Source organism: Deinococcus sp. AJ005 (assembly GCF_009017495.1).
Classification (GTDB): Bacteria; Deinococcota; Deinococci; order Deinococcales; family Deinococcaceae; genus Deinococcus.
On record NZ_CP044990.1, the window covers coordinates 1,220,420 to 1,236,192 of the forward strand.

General features: G+C 63.1%; 12 protein-coding genes. 5 read left to right on the plus strand and 7 right to left on the minus strand.

Annotated elements, in window-relative coordinates; all coding sequences use genetic code 11:
• The first annotated feature begins 123 nt into the window (after nucleotides 1–123).
• The 3 genes from DAAJ005_RS07770 (at nucleotide 124) to DAAJ005_RS07780 (ending at nucleotide 2,219) form a co-directional block, all read left to right on the plus strand.
• Nucleotides 124–705 carry a hypothetical protein gene (locus DAAJ005_RS07770; protein ID WP_151846617.1) on the plus strand — a complete coding sequence of 194 codons (582 nt, stop codon included), beginning with the start codon at nucleotides 124–126 and terminating at the stop codon, nucleotides 703–705.
• 7 nt (nucleotides 706–712) lie between these two features.
• A complete protein-coding gene (locus DAAJ005_RS07775) occupies nucleotides 713–1,339 on the plus strand; it encodes a YitT family protein (protein WP_151846618.1) in 627 nt (208 codons plus the stop codon).
• 322 nt (nucleotides 1,340–1,661) lie between these two features.
• The gene (locus DAAJ005_RS07780; protein ID WP_151846619.1) at nucleotides 1,662–2,219 is read left to right on the plus strand and encodes a hypothetical protein; all 558 of its coding nucleotides are present in this window, start codon (nucleotides 1,662–1,664) and stop codon (nucleotides 2,217–2,219) included.
• A 19-nt stretch (nucleotides 2,220–2,238) separates the two neighbouring features.
• Here DAAJ005_RS07780 and DAAJ005_RS07785 read toward each other — a convergent pair whose 3' ends face one another.
• The 7 genes from DAAJ005_RS07785 to DAAJ005_RS07815 form a co-directional block, all read right to left on the minus strand.
• The gene (locus DAAJ005_RS07785; protein ID WP_151846620.1) at nucleotides 2,239–3,258 is read right to left on the minus strand and encodes a lipocalin family protein; all 1,020 of its coding nucleotides are present in this window, start codon (nucleotides 3,256–3,258) and stop codon (nucleotides 2,239–2,241) included.
• A 106-nt stretch (nucleotides 3,259–3,364) separates the two neighbouring features.
• On the minus strand, nucleotides 3,365–4,075 hold the full coding sequence (locus DAAJ005_RS07790; protein WP_151848453.1) for an ABC transporter ATP-binding protein: 711 nt from the start codon (nucleotides 4,073–4,075) through the stop codon (nucleotides 3,365–3,367).
• 68 nt (nucleotides 4,076–4,143) lie between these two features.
• Nucleotides 4,144–4,992, minus strand: a complete 849-nt coding sequence (locus DAAJ005_RS07795) for an ABC transporter ATP-binding protein (RefSeq protein ID WP_151846621.1) — start codon at nucleotides 4,990–4,992, stop codon at nucleotides 4,144–4,146.
• On the minus strand, nucleotides 4,989–6,626 hold the full coding sequence (locus DAAJ005_RS07800; RefSeq protein WP_151846622.1) for a branched-chain amino acid ABC transporter permease: 1,638 nt from the start codon (nucleotides 6,624–6,626) through the stop codon (nucleotides 4,989–4,991). The genes DAAJ005_RS07795 and DAAJ005_RS07800 overlap by 4 nt, the downstream gene beginning before the upstream one ends.
• Entirely contained in the window at nucleotides 6,623–7,636 is a 1,014-nt protein-coding gene (locus tag DAAJ005_RS07805) for a branched-chain amino acid ABC transporter permease (RefSeq protein ID WP_151846623.1), read from the minus strand. Before DAAJ005_RS07805 ends, DAAJ005_RS07800 begins: the two co-directional genes overlap by 4 nt.
• A gap of 234 nt (nucleotides 7,637–7,870) precedes the next feature.
• Nucleotides 7,871–9,028, minus strand: coding sequence for a branched-chain amino acid ABC transporter substrate-binding protein (locus tag DAAJ005_RS07810; protein ID WP_151846624.1), 1,158 nt, complete (start codon nucleotides 9,026–9,028; stop codon nucleotides 7,871–7,873).
• Between the two features lie 466 nt (nucleotides 9,029–9,494).
• A complete protein-coding gene (locus DAAJ005_RS07815; protein WP_151846625.1) occupies nucleotides 9,495–10,847 on the minus strand; it encodes a glutamine synthetase family protein in 1,353 nt (450 codons plus the stop codon).
• A gap of 199 nt (nucleotides 10,848–11,046) precedes the next feature.
• Between DAAJ005_RS07815 and DAAJ005_RS07820 the strand changes: the two genes are divergently transcribed.
• Together DAAJ005_RS07820 and DAAJ005_RS07825 are read left to right on the plus strand one after the other, a co-directional pair.
• Nucleotides 11,047–13,302 carry an excinuclease ABC subunit UvrA gene (locus tag DAAJ005_RS07820; RefSeq protein WP_226342633.1) on the plus strand — a complete coding sequence of 752 codons (2,256 nt, stop codon included), beginning with the start codon at nucleotides 11,047–11,049 and terminating at the stop codon, nucleotides 13,300–13,302.
• Nucleotides 13,303–13,577: 275 nt separating this feature from the next.
• Nucleotides 13,578–15,752 carry a glutamine synthetase III gene (locus tag DAAJ005_RS07825; protein WP_151846626.1) on the plus strand — a complete coding sequence of 725 codons (2,175 nt, stop codon included), beginning with the start codon at nucleotides 13,578–13,580 and terminating at the stop codon, nucleotides 15,750–15,752.
• The last annotated feature ends 21 nt before the right edge of the window (nucleotides 15,753–15,773 follow it).

The window sequence follows — 15,773 nt, forward strand, 5'->3', positions numbered from 1 at the left end:
TTCCACTTTCCAGGTTCCAGGGGAAGAATCGGGTCTCTCCTGCGCCTGCTGTCCGGCCTGTTCTCCAGCCGTGCATCATCTCCAGCGCATTTTCCGCCTCACCCACCCGCTATACTCCGGGCCATGCGCCGTCCGTTTTCCCTGCCTGCCGTGGCGCTCCTGCCCGTGCTGGGGCTGCTGCTCCTGAGCGGCTGCGCCCGCACCACCGATACCTTCAAGCCGCGCATCAGCATTGATAGCGCAGTGGGGGTTGCCCGCGAGAAGTCGTTTGTGGTGGACGGCTACGCGCTTGACGATATGGGCGTGACCCAGATCACGGTGGACGGCAAGGCCATTCCCATTTTGCCGGGCAGCCGCAAACTGGCGCGTTTTCAATTCAAGACCCTGATCGAGGGAACGCAGGGCAAGTACACCATCAAGGCGTTCGATGCCGCCGGAAATGTGGGCGTGCTGGTGTTGCCGATCAGCGTGGACGCGGTCAAACCCACCATTCAGATCACGCGCTTCGAGAAAAGTGGCACGGCCATCCGGGTGTCGGGGGTGGCCGGAGACAACAGCGGGGTGGCGCAGGTGCTGGTGGACGGCAACCGCCTGAACATCACCCCCGGTCCCCGCGTGGAATTCTTTGCCGAGACCACCGGCATCTGGGCGGATATCACGGTGATCGATACCGCCGGAAATCAGGCGACGTTACGCGCCCGTTGAAGTTCGGGTGACGGCCTCCGCACCGCTGGCCCGGCTGGTCCGCCCCTCGCGGCTGGCCCGCTTTGTCCTGCTCCTCACGGGCCTGTTCCTGTACGGCCTGAGCCTGCGGATGATGCTCGACGCCAACGTGGGAACCGCCCCCTGGGAAGTGCTGCACGTCGGCGTGACCCGACACCTGCCGCTGACGGTGGGCGTGGTCAGCATCCTGACCGGGGCGGTGATCGTGGCTTTCACGGCGCTGCGTCTGAAAGAACGCATCGGCCTGGGCACCGTGTTGAACGTGGTGTTGATCGGTGTCTTTCTGGATCTGCTGGCCCCACTGATTCCCAACCCCGTGGCGTGGGGCTGGCAGTGGGTGCAGTTTTTGCTGGGCGTGGGGCTGCTGGGCTTTGCCACCGGGGCCTACGTTGCTGCGGGTCTGGGCGCTGGCCCACGCGACGGCCTGACGCTGGCGCTGAACCGCCTGACGGGCTGGCCCGTGCCGCGCATCCGCAGTGTGGTAGAAGTGGCGGTGCTGCTCGTCGGCTGGGCGCTGGGCGGACCGCTGGGCTGGGGCACGCTGGTCTTTGCCCTGACAGTGGGTCCGGCGATGGGCTGGGGCCTGGGCCTGTTCGGGGTAGGGAAGAAGGCATAGAGGTCACAGGGTTTCTTTGACTGAAGCCTGAGTCTTCGCACGTCCGTCCGGGCGGGAGCGTCAGGCTTAATGAAGTTTCGCTCCGCTGAGCAACTCATCAGGCACAGCCAGGACTTGGTAACGTGGCACACCATGTCCACAACACCCCTGATACAGATTCTGTCTGTTTCGTATAGAAATCGGGACAGCGCCGATTCCTACACTTCACGCCCGGAACCCGTTTTTCTATTGCTCACCATCGTCGCGAACAGATGCCCATGAGGACGCTGCTCCTCCCGTTCGGATTTCCAGGTGTTTCTAGCACTTTTCAATCGGAGTCCGTATGACCTCAGTCCACCTTCGCGGTGCGGCAGCGTCCATTTCGATCAGCGCAGTTTTCGCGCTGGTCTGGGGGCTGAACGGCAGTCTGGCCCTGACGGGTGGCTGGCGATTCCTGGCGCTGGCAGCGGTGGTGCTGATCAGCGGGGTTCTGGCGTTTCTGGCCCTGAAATTCAGCCGCAAGGCGGCCCACGCCCCGGCCCTGTCAGGCACTGGCGCTACGCCGCCCAATCCATTCATGACCCCCGCCTACCGAATTTCGCTGATCGCCATGCTCGTGGCCTTTCCCGTGGCGGCCAGACTGCTGACCGCCAGTGGCCGGGAGGACGCCATCATGCCCCTCATCGTGATCATCGTGGGCCTGCATTTTCTGGGTCTCGTCTCGGCGTTCCGCAACGGCATCTTCGCCTGGGTTGCCGGGGCCTTCTGCCTGCTGGGCGGCGTGTCCCTGCTTCTGCCCGCCGAGCTGAGGACGCCCGTGCTGGGCCTGGGCTGCGCCGTGATCCTGTGGCTGGGCGTTCTGCCGCTGGCGTTCCGGTCCCTGGCCCAGCTTCGGCGGTGATGTTCACTGCGCCGCCTCGCTATTTGGCTGGAATGGTAAACATCCCTCCCTCGTCTTTCGTCAGCACGCCGCCCACGAATTCACCCATGCCCGAGGCGGTGATGGCCTGCCCATTCAGTGTGCCCGTGCCATTTACCGGCCCTTCCCAATACGCCACAGAAGTCGTCTTGCTCAGCAGTTCCTGTTCGTCGCGCAGGGGGTTGAGGTCCAGTGCCAGATTCTCGCCGCTCACTTTCCAGCTCAGGGTGTAGTCGCGCCCGCTGGGACTCTTCCACACGCGGCCCGGCGTCATGGTCACGTCTTTCACTTCACGCGCCACGCCCTCGGGGCTGACCAGCGAGGCGGCCACCTGTACCACTTCATCTCTGGCGTTCCTGACCCGGTACAGCATCAGGTCGGAGCCGTCCGAGAGATGCAGGCCGAACCAGTCCCATTTGACTGCCGCGCCAGGCTGCTGATCGCCCCACTGGTGGTCCAGCCATGCCTGCCCGCTGGCCTGCCGGGTGTCCTCGCCCACCTGAATTGTGCCGCCCACGTCCAGGCGGGTAATGCTCTGGTAGTACATCCGGCCTGTCTCGGCGGTGCCGGAGTAGCCGGGCGGATGCACCACCGGGTTTTTGGCGGGCGTCAGGGTCAGGTTCAGCGGACCAGCCGTCAGCTTGAAGGGGCTGTTGTTTCCGGCCTCCTGTACCAGTTTCCAGTCGCCCTGCGACAGACTCAGGGGCGGAAAGCCGAAGGTGGCCGATTGATCGCCGTTCTCCACGAAATACAGTTTGTTGTTCTTCAGGTCGGTGATGGCGATGTGCGAGGCGTGGTACGGCAGCCCTCTGTAATTCACCTTGAACTGTGCCCAGTGAAAAGCCAGCCCGGAGTCGGGCAGTACGCCGGACACATACCACCACTCGGTTGCGGCATTTCTGGCCCCCAGATCGCCCGGCGCTGGCATGTTCGCCGGATCGAAGGCCATCGGCGCAGGCACGCAGGCGGTGAACAGCAAGCTGCCCGTGATCAGGGCGGCGGCGAGGCGCAGGTTGTGCATGCTGTCAGGGTAACGGTTGGTGTTGGGGGTGACTTGGAGATTTGACCCAAAAGCAAAGGCCGGAGCGTCTGCCCCGGCCTTGTTTCATCAATCATCAACTTTCAACCTACTCGTCGCCCAGGTACGCCTTACGCACGCTCTCGTCTTTGGCGATGTCGCTGGCCTTGCCGCTCAGCTTCATCTCGCCGGTTTGCAGCACGTAGGCGCGGTGGGCAATCGCCAGGGCCATGTTGGCGTTCTGTTCCACCAGCAGCACGGTGGTGCCGTGTTCCTTGTTCAGCTTGACGATGATGTCGAAGATCGCCTCCACGAACAGCGGCGACAGGCCCATGCTCGGCTCGTCCAGCAGCAGCAGGCGCGGGTTGACCATCAGCGCGCGGGCAATCGCCAGCATCTGCTGCTCGCCCCCCGACATGGTGCCGCCCAGTTGGTTCTCGCGCTCTTTCAGGCGGGGAAAGTAGGCGAAGCCCTCCTGCACGCGCTCCTCGATCAGCTTCTTGTCGGTAATCGTGTACGCGCCCACTTCCAGATTCTCGCGGACGGTCAGTTGCGCGAAGATCCGGCGGCCTTCCGGCACATGGCTCATGCCCATCTGCATGGTCTGGTGGGCGGGCTTCCCGGCAACGTCCTCGCCCAGATAGCTCAGCGTGCCGGTGCGCGGTTTCATCATGCCGCTGACGGTTCGCAGCGTGGTGGTCTTGCCCGCGCCGTTGCCGCCGATCAGCGCCACGATCTCACCCTCATAGGCGTTGAGGGTGATGCCCTTGAGGGCGTGGATGTGGTCGTAGTACGAGTGGATGTCGGTCAGGGCCAGCATGGGCGTTCCCGTGGTGTCGGGGGCCGCTGCGGGCGTGGGTGCCGTGGTCAGGTGGGTGCTGAGATGGCTCATTGTGAGGCTTCCTCCTTGCCGTATTCCCCGGCGGCGGCCCCGCGTCCCAGATACGCTTCCATCACGGCGGGATCATTGCGGACCTGATGCGGCAGGCCCTCACTGATCTTGGTGCCGTAATCCAGCACGGTGATGTATTCGCTGAGGGTCATGACCAGCCGCATGTCGTGTTCGATCAGGCAGATGGTCACGCCCAGCTCGTCGCGGATGCGGCGAATTAGGGCCTTGAGGTCCTCCGTTTCGCGGGGGTTCATCCCGGCGGCGGGTTCGTCCAGCAGGATCAGCTTGGGCGTGGTGGCCAGCGCGCGGGCGATTTCCAGCTTGCGCTGATCGCCGTAGGGCAGGTTGGTGGCGATCTCGTTGCGCCATTTGCTCAGGCCCACGAAGTCCAGCATGATGCGGGCAGCCTCGCGCGCCTCGTGTTCGGACTCGTGAAAGCGGCGGGTTCGCAACACGGCGTCCACGAAGGTGCTTTTCAGGCGGGAATTGCGCCCCACCATGATGTTTTCCTCGCTGGTCATGCTGGAGAACAGCCGGATGTTCTGGAAGGTGCGCGCGATTCCGGCCTCTGTCACCTGATCGGGGCGCAGGCCCACCAGCTCACGCCCGGCCAGCTTGATGCTGCCGCGCGTGGGGGCGTAGATGCCGGTGATCATGTTAAAAAACGTGGTCTTGCCCGCGCCGTTGGGACCGATCACGCTGACGATGCTGCGGTCCGGGACGTGCATGGTCACCGAGTTCACAGCGGTCAGCCCCCCGAATTCCTTGGTCAGCGCGTCCACTTCCAGAATGCTGCCGCCGCTGGCTGGAGCCGTGGGGCCAGGACGAACGGTGGTCTTGATCATCGGCTGCCTCCGGTCTTGTCGTCTTCTTTGATGGTCGCCAGTCCGGCGCTGTACACGTCGCCGCCTGCTTTCAGACCACTGGCGTTGCCGTCGGCGCTCTCGTCTTCCTGATCGTCCTCGTGGTGCAGCTCACGGGTGCGGCGTGCGTTGGGCAGCAGCCCCTCGGGGCGCAGCAGCATCATCGCCACCAGAATCGAGCCGAAGATAAAGCGGTTGAAGTTGGCCGGGTTGACCTCCTGCGGAATCCAGGACACGTTGGCGCTGGCCTCGCCCAGTCCGGGCAGAATCCGCAGGTTCAGCAGGGTGACCACTGCCGCGCCCAGGATCACGCCGCTGAACGATCCCATGCCGCCCAGCACCACCATGCTCAGCACCGTGATGCTTTGCAGCAGGTTGAAGCTCTCAGGGCTGATAAAGGTCTGCTTGGCGGCAAAGATCATGCCCATCACCCCGGCAAAGCTGGCTCCGGTGGCAAAAGCGATCAGCTTGGTCTGCATCAGGGGCACGCCCATCGCCTGCGCGGCGATTTCGTCGTCACGGATGGCGATCCAGGCACGCCCGATGCGGCTGTTATCCAACCTGACGTTAACCAGCAGGATCACGGCGATCACGATCAGCACCAGCACGTACAGGAACAGCAGGTAGTACTGCTCTGGCCGGAAGCCCAGCGCTCCGGCCAGGGAGTTGAACCACGGCACCGACGCCGAGGCGATGGGGGTGATGCCCTGTGAACCCGCCGTGTACAGGCCGAGGTTGTTGGCCAGCACCCGAATCACTTCCCCCAGGCCCAGTGTGATGATCGCCAGGTAATCGCCTTTCAGCTTCAGCACTGGCAGACCGATCAGCACGCCCACCAGGGCGGCAGTCATGACGCTCAGCGCCAGAAAGAGCCAGAAGAAGCCGGGGTTGATGCCGTTGGCCAATGCCTCGGCTGACCCGGAAGCCAGCACCAGGATCGAGCGGCCCACCAGAATGATGCCCGAGAGTAGGCCGAAGCCCGCCAGCAGAAAGCTCAGATTGCTCAGGGTGGTGGGGGCCACGCGCCCATGCATCCCCCGGATGTACAGCATGCTGCCCGCCGCCACTGCCGTCAGCACCAGCCCGATGACCAGGGTGCCGCTGCCGGTGCTGCCCGCGTTTGCGCCGTAATACTTGAGGACCTCGCTGAATCGGGGACTGCCGAAGATGCTCCAGGTGTATGCACCCACCGCGAAGAAGGCCACATAGCCCAGATCGAGCAGGCCCGCCAGGCCCACCACGATGTTCAGGCCCAGGGCCAGCGCGGCGAAGATCATGATCTGGATGCTCAGGTCCAGCAGGCTGGTGTCGGCCTGCCCGGCCAGCGGCAGCACGAACAGCAGGCTACCGATGCCCACCAGCAGCTTGGCCCAGTTGGCGGCTTTCCACAGGTAGGCGAACAGCACGTTTGCCAGGAACAGCGAGACGACCAGCGCCTCTACCACCTTGTTGCGCAGAACGTCGCCCAATGCCCCCAGGTTTTTCATGACATCGGTTTCGTGTGAGACCAGCAGCAAAATAGAGGTGACGACGAAGAACAGCACCAGCCAGACGGTCCGGTCCGGTTTGACCAGGGGACGGCGGACAGCGGGTTTCACGGGACTGGCAACCGTCATACCTTCTCCACGTTGCTCTTGCCGAGCAGGCCGGTGGGCTTGAAGATCAGGATCAGCACCAGCACGATGAACGGCCCGATCTTGGAATAACTGGCGTCAATGGTGCCCAGGTTGGCGAGGCCCAGCAGGTTGCCGAAGATGTTCGTCACGCCGATCAGGTTCTGAATCACCCCGAGCAGCAGGCCGCCCAGCACCGCGCCGGGAATGCTGCCGATGCCGCCCAGCACCGCTGCCGTGAAGGCGATGATGCCCGGATCGAAGCCGCTGTAGGCGTTGATCGTGCCGAACTTCATGCCGAACAGCACGCCGCTGACGCCGCCCAGCGCTCCACCGATCAGGAAGGTGGCGCTGATCATCAGGTTCGAGTCGATGCCCATCAGGCCGGCGGTCACGCGGTCCTGGGACACGGCGCGAATGGCCTTGCCCAGCCGGGTGCGGTTGACCACGTAATTCAGCACGCCCAAGCTGACCAGCGCCACGATCACCAGAATCACGTCTTTAAGCTGCACGTCCACGCCGATGGTCCGCAGGAAATTGCCCAGGGGGGCGCAGCTACTCGTGGTGCTGCAGAACTTGTCGGCAAAACCGGTGGGCAGCGTGTAGGTCAGGTCAAATCGGCCCTGCAATCCTTCCAGAAAGCGCAGCGTGTCTTGCAGGATCAGCGAGACACCAATCGCGGTGATCAGCGGCACCAGACGCGGTGCGCCGCGCAACGGGCGGTAGGCCAGCCGTTCGATCAGCACATTCAGCAGCCCCGAGACGATCATGGCGGCCACCAGCGCGATCAGCAGTTTCAGGTAACCGTTCATGGCCGAGTTCTGAAGGATGCGGAACACCTCGAATCCCACCACCGCTCCGGTGATGAAGACTTCCGAGTGGGCGAAGTTGATCAGTTGCAGCACGCCGTACACCATGGTGTACCCCAGCGCGATGATGGCGTAGACGAAGCCTAAAACCAGGCCGCCAATGATCACGTTGACAATAAAGGGCAGCAGGACAGAAAGTTCCAAAGAAATCAGCTCCTCTTGGTGAATGAAGGGGATGTGCTGGGACGCAAAAACCGGAGTAATGGTGAAATCGGCTGCATTCTACTCTTGGGTGGGGCGCGGGTTGAATATGGAATCACTTCCAGAACCTCCCTCTCGGTCCCCGATGTCTCAAAAAGCTGACGTTGACAAGCGGTGTCTAGAAAAAGAAGGGGGCCAGGCACGTAGCCCGGCCCCACGGTTAACAAGGAATGGGGTTCAGTTCTTGGGAGGCTTGACGGCCAGGCTGGTTTCCAGCGCGGCCTTGCCGTCCGTGAGCTTGATCACGTACAGCGTGGCGGCCTTGCGGTCCCCGACGCTGTTGAAGCTGACCTCGCCCGAGAGCAGGCCCTTGTAGGTGCCCTTGCGGATGGTGTCCAGCACCTGCTTGCGGCTGGGGGCCTTGCCACCGTTGGCGCGGGCGGCGTCCAGGATGCCCTGCAAGGTGACCTTGGCGGCGTCGTAACCGAAAGCGCCGAAGCCCTGGGCAGGGGTGTTGAAGGTCTTCTGGAAGCTGGCCGCGAAGGTCTTGGCGGCGGGCAGCGCTTCCAGCGGGGCAGCCACGGTGGTGTAGTAAACGTTGTTGGCCCCGGCCTTGCCGATGATCACGGGCAATTCGCTGCTGTCCAGGCCGTCGCCGCCGACGACGGGGGTATTGATGCCCGCGCCGCGCAACTGCTTGATGAACACGCCGATCTGGTTGTAGATGCCGCCGAAGTAGATGGCGTCAGGCTTGGTCAACTTGATCTTGGCGACGATGCTGGAAAAATCGCTCTTTTCCTCGGTGCCTTCGCTGCCGGAGATGGTCACGCCCTTGGCTTTCAGGGCTTTCTCGACCTCGGCGGCCAGACCTTCGCCGTAGGCGGTTTTGTCGTTCAGAACGTAGGCCTTCTTGGCCTTGAGGGTATCGGTGATGAAGTTGGCCCCTGCCGGACCCTGCGAGTCGTCGCGGGCCACGATACGGTTCATGTTGGCCAGACCACGGTCGGTGACCTGGTTGGCAGTGTTGGCCGGGCTGACCATCACCAGGTTGCTGGGGGCCAGCGCCGCGCTGGCAGGAATCGCCACGCCGCTGTTCAGGGTGCCCACCACAGCCAGGATCTGGTTGTCGGCGGCGATCTTGCGGGCGGCGGCGGTGCCAGTCGCAGGATCGGCCTGATCGTCGTAGGGAACGAGTTGCAGGTTAAAGCCCGCCTTCTTGAACTGCGCGGCGTACTCGTTGACGGCCAGTTGCACGCCGTTGCGGATCTGGGTGCCCAGGTTGCTCTGGCCGCCGGACAGCGGGCTGATGGTGGCGATCTTGATGGTGGTCTGCGCGCTGGCGGTGCCGAGCGCCAATGCGGCAAGTACAGAAAGGCTCATTGCAGTCTTCTTCATAATTCCTCCGGGTATTGATGCGCCGCCGGACCCTGGGGCCTGGATGCGCTGTGGTTGCGATAACACGATTCTAGGGACGAATTAAGGTGAAGTCAATGCGTCCCTCATCTGACCTTTGGAACGCCGGGCTGGAACTGGCGTGCAAATGGGAGAATAATTGCGCTGTATGCCCCCACTTGAGCAATAAACGTGTGTTTGGATGTGCCTGTGCGGTTCTTCACCCCACCGTCTTAATCAAGTTGGGGGTCCAATGGGGTGGGGATTGGGCTGGCTGATAGGCAGGAGCGCCTGCCAGATGGCCTTAATAGCGGAAGTGGGCCTGCCCTTTCCAATCCAGACGCGGGCCGCCTCCGTGTCACCCTTCTACCGATAAGCAACTGCCGTTATGCAGTGGCTGGCCTGATCAAAAACCCAGGCAGTGCGGAAAGTGCAGCATGCTGTGGCTGGGGAGGGCATCCACCGCTTCCTACACCAGATCCAGATAACGTTCCAGTTCCCAGGCGTGTACGGCGGCGCTGTATTCGCGCCACTCCGCTCTTTTGGCGGCCACGAAATGGTCCAAGACGTGTTCCCCCAGGGCCTGTTTCAGCACCTCGTCCTTGCCCAGCTCGTCAATCGCCTCGCGCAGGTCGGTGGGCAGCTCCTTGACACGGTGGTGTCGCTTCTCGCGCACGGTCATCTTAAAGATGTTGCGGGCAATCGCAGGCGGCGGTTCCAGCTCGCGTTCTATGCCGTCCAGGCCGGCGGCCAGCATGACGGCCAGTGCCAGATAAGGGTTGCAACTGGGATCCGGCATCCGCAGCTCGGCGCGGGTGGAATTGCCGCGCTTGGCCGGAATGCGGACTAGGGCGCTGCGGTTTCCCGTACTCCAGGCTATGTTCACCGGGGCCTCGAAGCCCGGCACCAGCCGCTTGTAGCTGTTGACCAGTGGGTTGGTGATGGCGGTCATGCCCTCGGCGTGGTCTAACAGCCCGGCGATAAAGCCCTCGGCAATCTTCGAGAGGCCGTACTCACCTTTTTCGTCGGCAAAGGCATTCTGGCCGCCCCCAAACAGACTCAGGTGGCAGTGCATCCCGCTGCCGCTGACGCCCGCCAGCGGCTTGGGCAGAAAGCTGGCCAGCAGGCCGTATTCCAGCGCCACCCGCTTGACCACGAATTTGAAGGTGGCGATCCGGTCCGCCGTTTCCAGCGCTGGGGCGTAGCGAAAATCGATCTCGTGCTGGCCAGGGGCGACCTCATGGTGCGCGGCCTCGATCTCGAAGCCCATCTCGACGAGTTTGTTGGCAATCTCACGGCGGATGCGTTCGCCCTTATCGATGGGAGCGAGGTCAAAATACCCGGCCCGGTCGTGCGTGACGGTGCTGCCCAGGCCAGCGGGCGTGCGCTCGAACAGGAAGAACTCCGGCTCGGTGCCGACGAACATCTCGTAGCCTCTGGCCTGCGCCCGCTCAATCTGGCGCTTGAGAACCAGCCGGGGATCGCCGCCAAAGGGCGTGCCGTCCGGCAGCGTCACGTCGCAGATCAGCCGCGCCACCGCGCCGCGCTCGCTTTCCTCGCGCGAAAACGGCGGGTAGATCAGGAAGGTGCCCAGGTCCGGGCGCAGCAGCATGTCGGATTCCTCGACGCGGGTGAAGCCCTCCACGGCGCTGCCGTCGAAGGTCACGTCGCCGCTCAGGGCCTTTTCAAATTGCGAGGGCGGCACCTCCACGTTCTTGGTGGTCCCCAGAATGTCAGTGAATTGCAGGCGCAGAAACTTGATCTGTCCGTCTCGCAGGCGAGAAAGAATCTCGGCCCGGTCAGGTGTGGGGGAAAGGGTCATCTGTGTTTTACCTCCAGGGACGTTCTGAACTCAGGGTAACGGGGCCGGGGCCAGGGGGGAAGGTGAGGGGGTGCTTCTGGTGTGGATGTGGGGCAGCGAAAGACGCCAGCAGGAAGCAAAAGTTAAGACCAGATGAACTTGTTATGGAACGGTTTACACATGAATCTCAGAGAGTCTGGAGATCTCAGGAGGCCCATCCATGACCCAGCGGCAAGCGATCCAGCGGCAATACATCGAAGTGTACGGCGCACACGAGAACAACCTGCGAGACGTTTCGCTGCACATTCCCAAAGGTCAGATCACGGTGTTTACCGGCGTTTCGGGGTCCGGTAAGTCGTCACTCGTTTTCAACACCATCGCCGCCGAGGCGCAGCGGCAGCTCAACGAGACCTTCACGGCCTTCGTGCAGGGCTTTTTGCCGCACTACGGGCAGCCGGACGTGGACCGCATCGAGAATCTGAACGCGCCGATCATCATCGATCAGAAGCGGGTGGGCGGCGGCTCTCGCTCCACGGCGGGCACTTACACCGATATCGCCGCGCCACTGCGCCTGCTGTTCTCGCGCTTCGGCCAGCCCTCCGCCGGACCCGCCTTCGCCTTCTCGTTCAACACGCCGCACGGCATGTGCCCCGAATGCGAGGGCATTGGCAAGACTGTGCAGCTTGATATGGAAAGGTTTCTGGACCGCAGCCTGTCGCTGAACGGCGGTGCGATTCTGCACCCTGAATTCAAGGTTGGGAGCCACTGGACCTGGAAAACCTACGCGCAGTCTGGGTTCTTCGACAATGACAAGCCGATAGACCAGTACACGCCGGAAGAATTGAAAATCCTGCTGTACGGCGCGGGCAATCACAAGGTGGCCTTTACCGATTTCAACCTGAAGTACGAGGGCCTGATCGAGCGCTTCACCCGCATGTACCTCAAGAAGGACGCGGCGGCCATGTCCGGGCGTGCCAGAACCATTTTTGAGCAGTTCACCACGTCCCAGACCTGCCCGGTGTGCCACGGCGCACGGCTGAACGGGGCGGCGCTGAACTGCCGCATTGACAGCCAGAACATCGCGGACGTCTCGGCGCTGGAAATCACGGACCTGATCGCCTTTCTGGACCGCCTGAGCGATCCGGCGGCGGCGCGGGTGGCGGGTCACCTGACCGAACGCCTGCACCATCTGGTGGAGATCGGGCTGGGCTACCTGAGCCTGAGCCGCGAAACGTCCACGCTGTCGGGGGGTGAGTCGCAGCGGCTCAAGATGATCCGGCATCTGGGCAATAGCCTGACCGACATGCTGTACATCCTGGACGAACCCAGCGTGGGCCTGCACGCCCGCGACGTGGCCCGCCTGACCGGGCTGCTGCGAAAGCTGCGTGATAAGGGCAACACCGTGCTGGTGGTGGAGCATGACCCGGACGTGATCCGGGAAGCCGATCATGTCGTGGATATCGGGCCGGGGGCTGGGACGCACGGCGGTCAGGTGGTCTTCGAGGGCAGTTACGCAGAGTTGCAAAAGGCCGATACCCTGACTGGAAAGTTCCTGAGCCAGCATCTACCGATCAAGGAGAAGGTGCGCGGGGCGACGGGCCACCTGACCGTCAGGAACGCCAGCCTGCACAACCTCAAAAACGTGACCGTGGATATTCCAACTGGCGTGCTGACGGTGGTGACGGGCGTGGCCGGATCGGGCAAGAGTTCGCTGATCAACGACGTGTTTCTGGCGCAGCACCCTGGCTCAGTTGTGATCGATCAGTCGCGCGTGACCGCCAACAGCCGCTCGGCCCCGGCCACCTACACCGGGATCATGGATGACATTCGCAAGGCGTTTGCCAAAGCGAACGGCGTGAGCGCCTCGCTGTTCAGCTTCAATTCGGAAGGAAGCTGCCCCGAGTGCAGCGGCTTGGGCGTGATCTACACCGATCTGGCCTTTATGGAAGGCATGACCTCCGTGTGCGAGGTCTGCGGGGGCAAACGCTTCAAGGAGGAAGTGCTGGCCTACCATCTGCGCGGCCAGTCGATTGCCGACGTGCTGGAGATGACGGCGGAACAGGCACTCGCGTTCTTCACCGAGAAGAAAATTCGCGCCGTCTTGCAGGCCATGAACGACGTGGGCCTGGGCTACCTGAAGCTGGGCCAGCCCCTCAGCACCGTGTCGGGCGGCGAGGGCCAGCGCCTCAAGCTCGCCGGGGAACTGCACAAGAAGGGCAGCGTCTACGTGATGGACGAACCCACCACCGGGCTGCACCTCTCGGACATCGGGATGCTGACGCGCCTGATCGACCGGCTGGTGGACAGCGGGAATACCGTCTTACTAATCGAACACCATCTGGACGTGATCCGGCAGGCCGACTGGGTCATCGATCTGGGGCCAGAGGGCGGCAGCGCCGGAGGTGAGGTGTTGTATGAGGGGCCGCCGCAGGGCCTGAAAAACTGTGCCAGAAGCCTAACGGGACAGTTTATATAAACGGGTGAACTGGCAGGCCCGGAGCCATTTTGCAATCCGTGCTGATAGAGCAGGCCACACGGCCATATATACAGTGACAGATTGCAGAGGATCGGGAAGTTGCTGCGGCCTCTGCCCGTCAATATGGCAGCTTGTTCAGAGAAGCGCGTTGACCCGTCTTCCGGTCTCCCCGTATACTCACTGCCGATGACAGATCAGCGGCGGACGCCACAGGAGCCGGGATGCGACCAGGCCCTGCGTCCGCTTGTTTCTGGTCTGCACCAGGGGGAGCGACTATGACTCAGACGGGCAACAATCAGGATTTCGATGTCAACTCGGCGGCCCGCAACTGGCGTGTGGAGGCCACCGCGCAGCCCACGCCCAGCGAACTGGTGACCGAGAAGTTCGCCAGTGACGTGCTGACGGTGGACCAGCTCAAGACCCGCATGAGCAAGAGTGCGTACAAGAGCCTCCAGGCCACCGCCGAGCGCGGCGAGACGCTGGACCCCAGCATTGCCGACACCGTGGCGCTGGCCATGAAGACCTGGGCCATGGAAATGGGCGCGACGCATTACACCCACTGGTTCCAGCCGCTGACCGGAGGCACCGCCGAGAAGCACGACTCTTTCCTGAACCCTGCCGGAGACGGCGTGGCAATCATGTCCTTTTCGGGCAAAGAGCTGATCCAGGCCGAACCGGACGCCTCCAGCTTTCCCTCGGGGGGCTTGCGGGCCACCTTCGAGGCGCGCGGCTACACCGCGTGGGACCCCTCGTCACCGGCCTTTGTCATCCGGCACGCCAACGGCGCGACGCTGTGCATCCCCAGCGTGTTCGCGTCCTGGAAGGGTGAGGCGCTGGACCTCAAGATTCCGCTGCTGCGCTCCATCGAGGCGCTGAACAAGGCCGTGACCCCGGCCCTCAAGCTGTTCGGCGCGTCCGAGGGCACCCGCGTGACCAGCAGCCTGGGCGCGGAGCAGGAATACTTCCTGATTGCCGAGGAGTTCTACTACCGCCGCCCCGATCTGGTGATGAGCGGGCGCACGCTGTTCGGCGCGAAGCCCCCGCGTGGGCAGGAGCTGGAGGACCATTACTTCGGCGCGATCCCGGACCGCATCCTGAGCTTCATGACCGACGCCGAGATGCAACTGTACGCGCTGGGCATTCCGGTCAAGACCCGCCACAACGAGGTGGCCCCCGGTCAATTTGAGGTGGCCCCGATCTTCGAGGACAGCAACATCGCCGCCGATCACCAGCAACTGATGATGCAGGTGCTGCGGAGTACCGCCCGCAAGTACGGTCTGGTCTGCCTGATGCACGAGAAACCCTTTGCCGGGATCAACGGCAGCGGCAAGCACTGCAACTGGAGCATGGCCACCGACGCGGGCGAGAACCTGCTGGACCCTGGCGAGACCCCCGACGAGAACATGCAGTTCCTGTTCTTTACCTCTGCCGTATTAAAGGCCGTGGATGAGCATCAGGACCTGCTGCGCGCCTGCGTGGCCAGCGCCAGCAACGATCACCGCCTGGGAGCTGCCGAGGCCCCGCCCGCGATCATCAGCATCTTTCTGGGCAGCGAGCTGAGCGACATCTACGAGCGCCTGGCCAGCGGGCAGGGCGGACGCGGCAAGGCGGCGGGGCTGATGGGCCTGGGCAGCCGCGTTCTGCCTGAAATCCCGATTCACGCCGGGGACCGCAACCGCACCAGCCCCTTTGCGTTCACTGGCAACAAATTCGAGTTCCGCGCGGTGGGCAGCTCGCAGAGCATCTCCTTTCCCATTACCGTGATGAACGCCATCGTCGCGGATTCGGTGGGCCACCTGGTAGAAGACCTCCAGACCAAGCTGGACAGCGGCAAGGAACTGAGCGTGGCCCTGGCCGAACAGGTGCGCGAAACGTACACCAAGCACAAGCGGATCGTGTTCGACGGCGACGGCTACAGCGACGAATGGCACCACGAGGCCGAACACGAGCGCGGCCTGCTGAACCTGCGGACCGCTCTGGACGCCGTGGAACAGTTGCACAGCCCCAAGAACATCGAGCTGTTCGGCAGGCTGGCCATCCTGAATGACCGTGAACTGGCGGCCCGTCAGGAAATCATGTACGACATCTATTTCAAGACCGTGAACATTGAGGGCGAAACCACCGAGTACATGGCGCAGCGTCAGATCCTGCCCGCTGCCCTGAGCTATCTGGCCGCCCTGAAAAACGTGCCGGAAAGCAGCCGCGCCGCCGCTGGCGTGAGCAAAGAAGTGGGCGAGGTCACGGACAAGCTCTACGACGCCCTGCAAGTCCTGCGCGAGCAGAATGACGCCCTGGGCGGCGAGGAGATCCACGAGAAAGCGCACCACATGCGTGACGCTGTGCTGCCTGCCATGAACGAGGTCCGGGCCTACGCCGACCGGCTGGAAAACCTGATCGACTTCAAGCTGTGGCCGCTGCCCACCTACCGCCAGATGCTGTTCGTGAAGTAAAGCGTCCTGAACTCAATCCCC

What these genes read in the sequence shown, in the direction of transcription:
- DAAJ005_RS07815 (WP_151846625.1), bottom strand. Translation starts at nt 10,847, where the DNA reads ATGACCCTTTCCCCCACACCTGACCGGGCCGAGATTCTTTCTCGCCTG.
- DAAJ005_RS07790 (WP_151848453.1), bottom strand. Translation starts at nt 4,075, where the DNA reads ATGCTGGCCCTGACCGACATCCACTCGTACTACGACCACATCCACGCC.
- DAAJ005_RS07770 (WP_151846617.1), top strand. Translation starts at nt 124, where the DNA reads ATGCGCCGTCCGTTTTCCCTGCCTGCCGTGGCGCTCCTGCCCGTGCTG.
- DAAJ005_RS07800 (WP_151846622.1), bottom strand. Translation starts at nt 6,626, where the DNA reads ATGACGGTTGCCAGTCCCGTGAAACCCGCTGTCCGCCGTCCCCTGGTC.
- DAAJ005_RS07825 (WP_151846626.1), top strand. Translation starts at nt 13,578, where the DNA reads ATGACTCAGACGGGCAACAATCAGGATTTCGATGTCAACTCGGCGGCC.
- DAAJ005_RS07820 (WP_226342633.1), top strand. Translation starts at nt 11,047, where the DNA reads ATGACCCAGCGGCAAGCGATCCAGCGGCAATACATCGAAGTGTACGGC.
- DAAJ005_RS07795 (WP_151846621.1), bottom strand. Translation starts at nt 4,992, where the DNA reads ATGATCAAGACCACCGTTCGTCCTGGCCCCACGGCTCCAGCCAGCGGC.
- DAAJ005_RS07780 (WP_151846619.1), top strand. Translation starts at nt 1,662, where the DNA reads ATGACCTCAGTCCACCTTCGCGGTGCGGCAGCGTCCATTTCGATCAGC.
- DAAJ005_RS07785 (WP_151846620.1), bottom strand. Translation starts at nt 3,258, where the DNA reads ATGCACAACCTGCGCCTCGCCGCCGCCCTGATCACGGGCAGCTTGCTG.
- DAAJ005_RS07810 (WP_151846624.1), bottom strand. Translation starts at nt 9,028, where the DNA reads ATGAAGAAGACTGCAATGAGCCTTTCTGTACTTGCCGCATTGGCGCTC.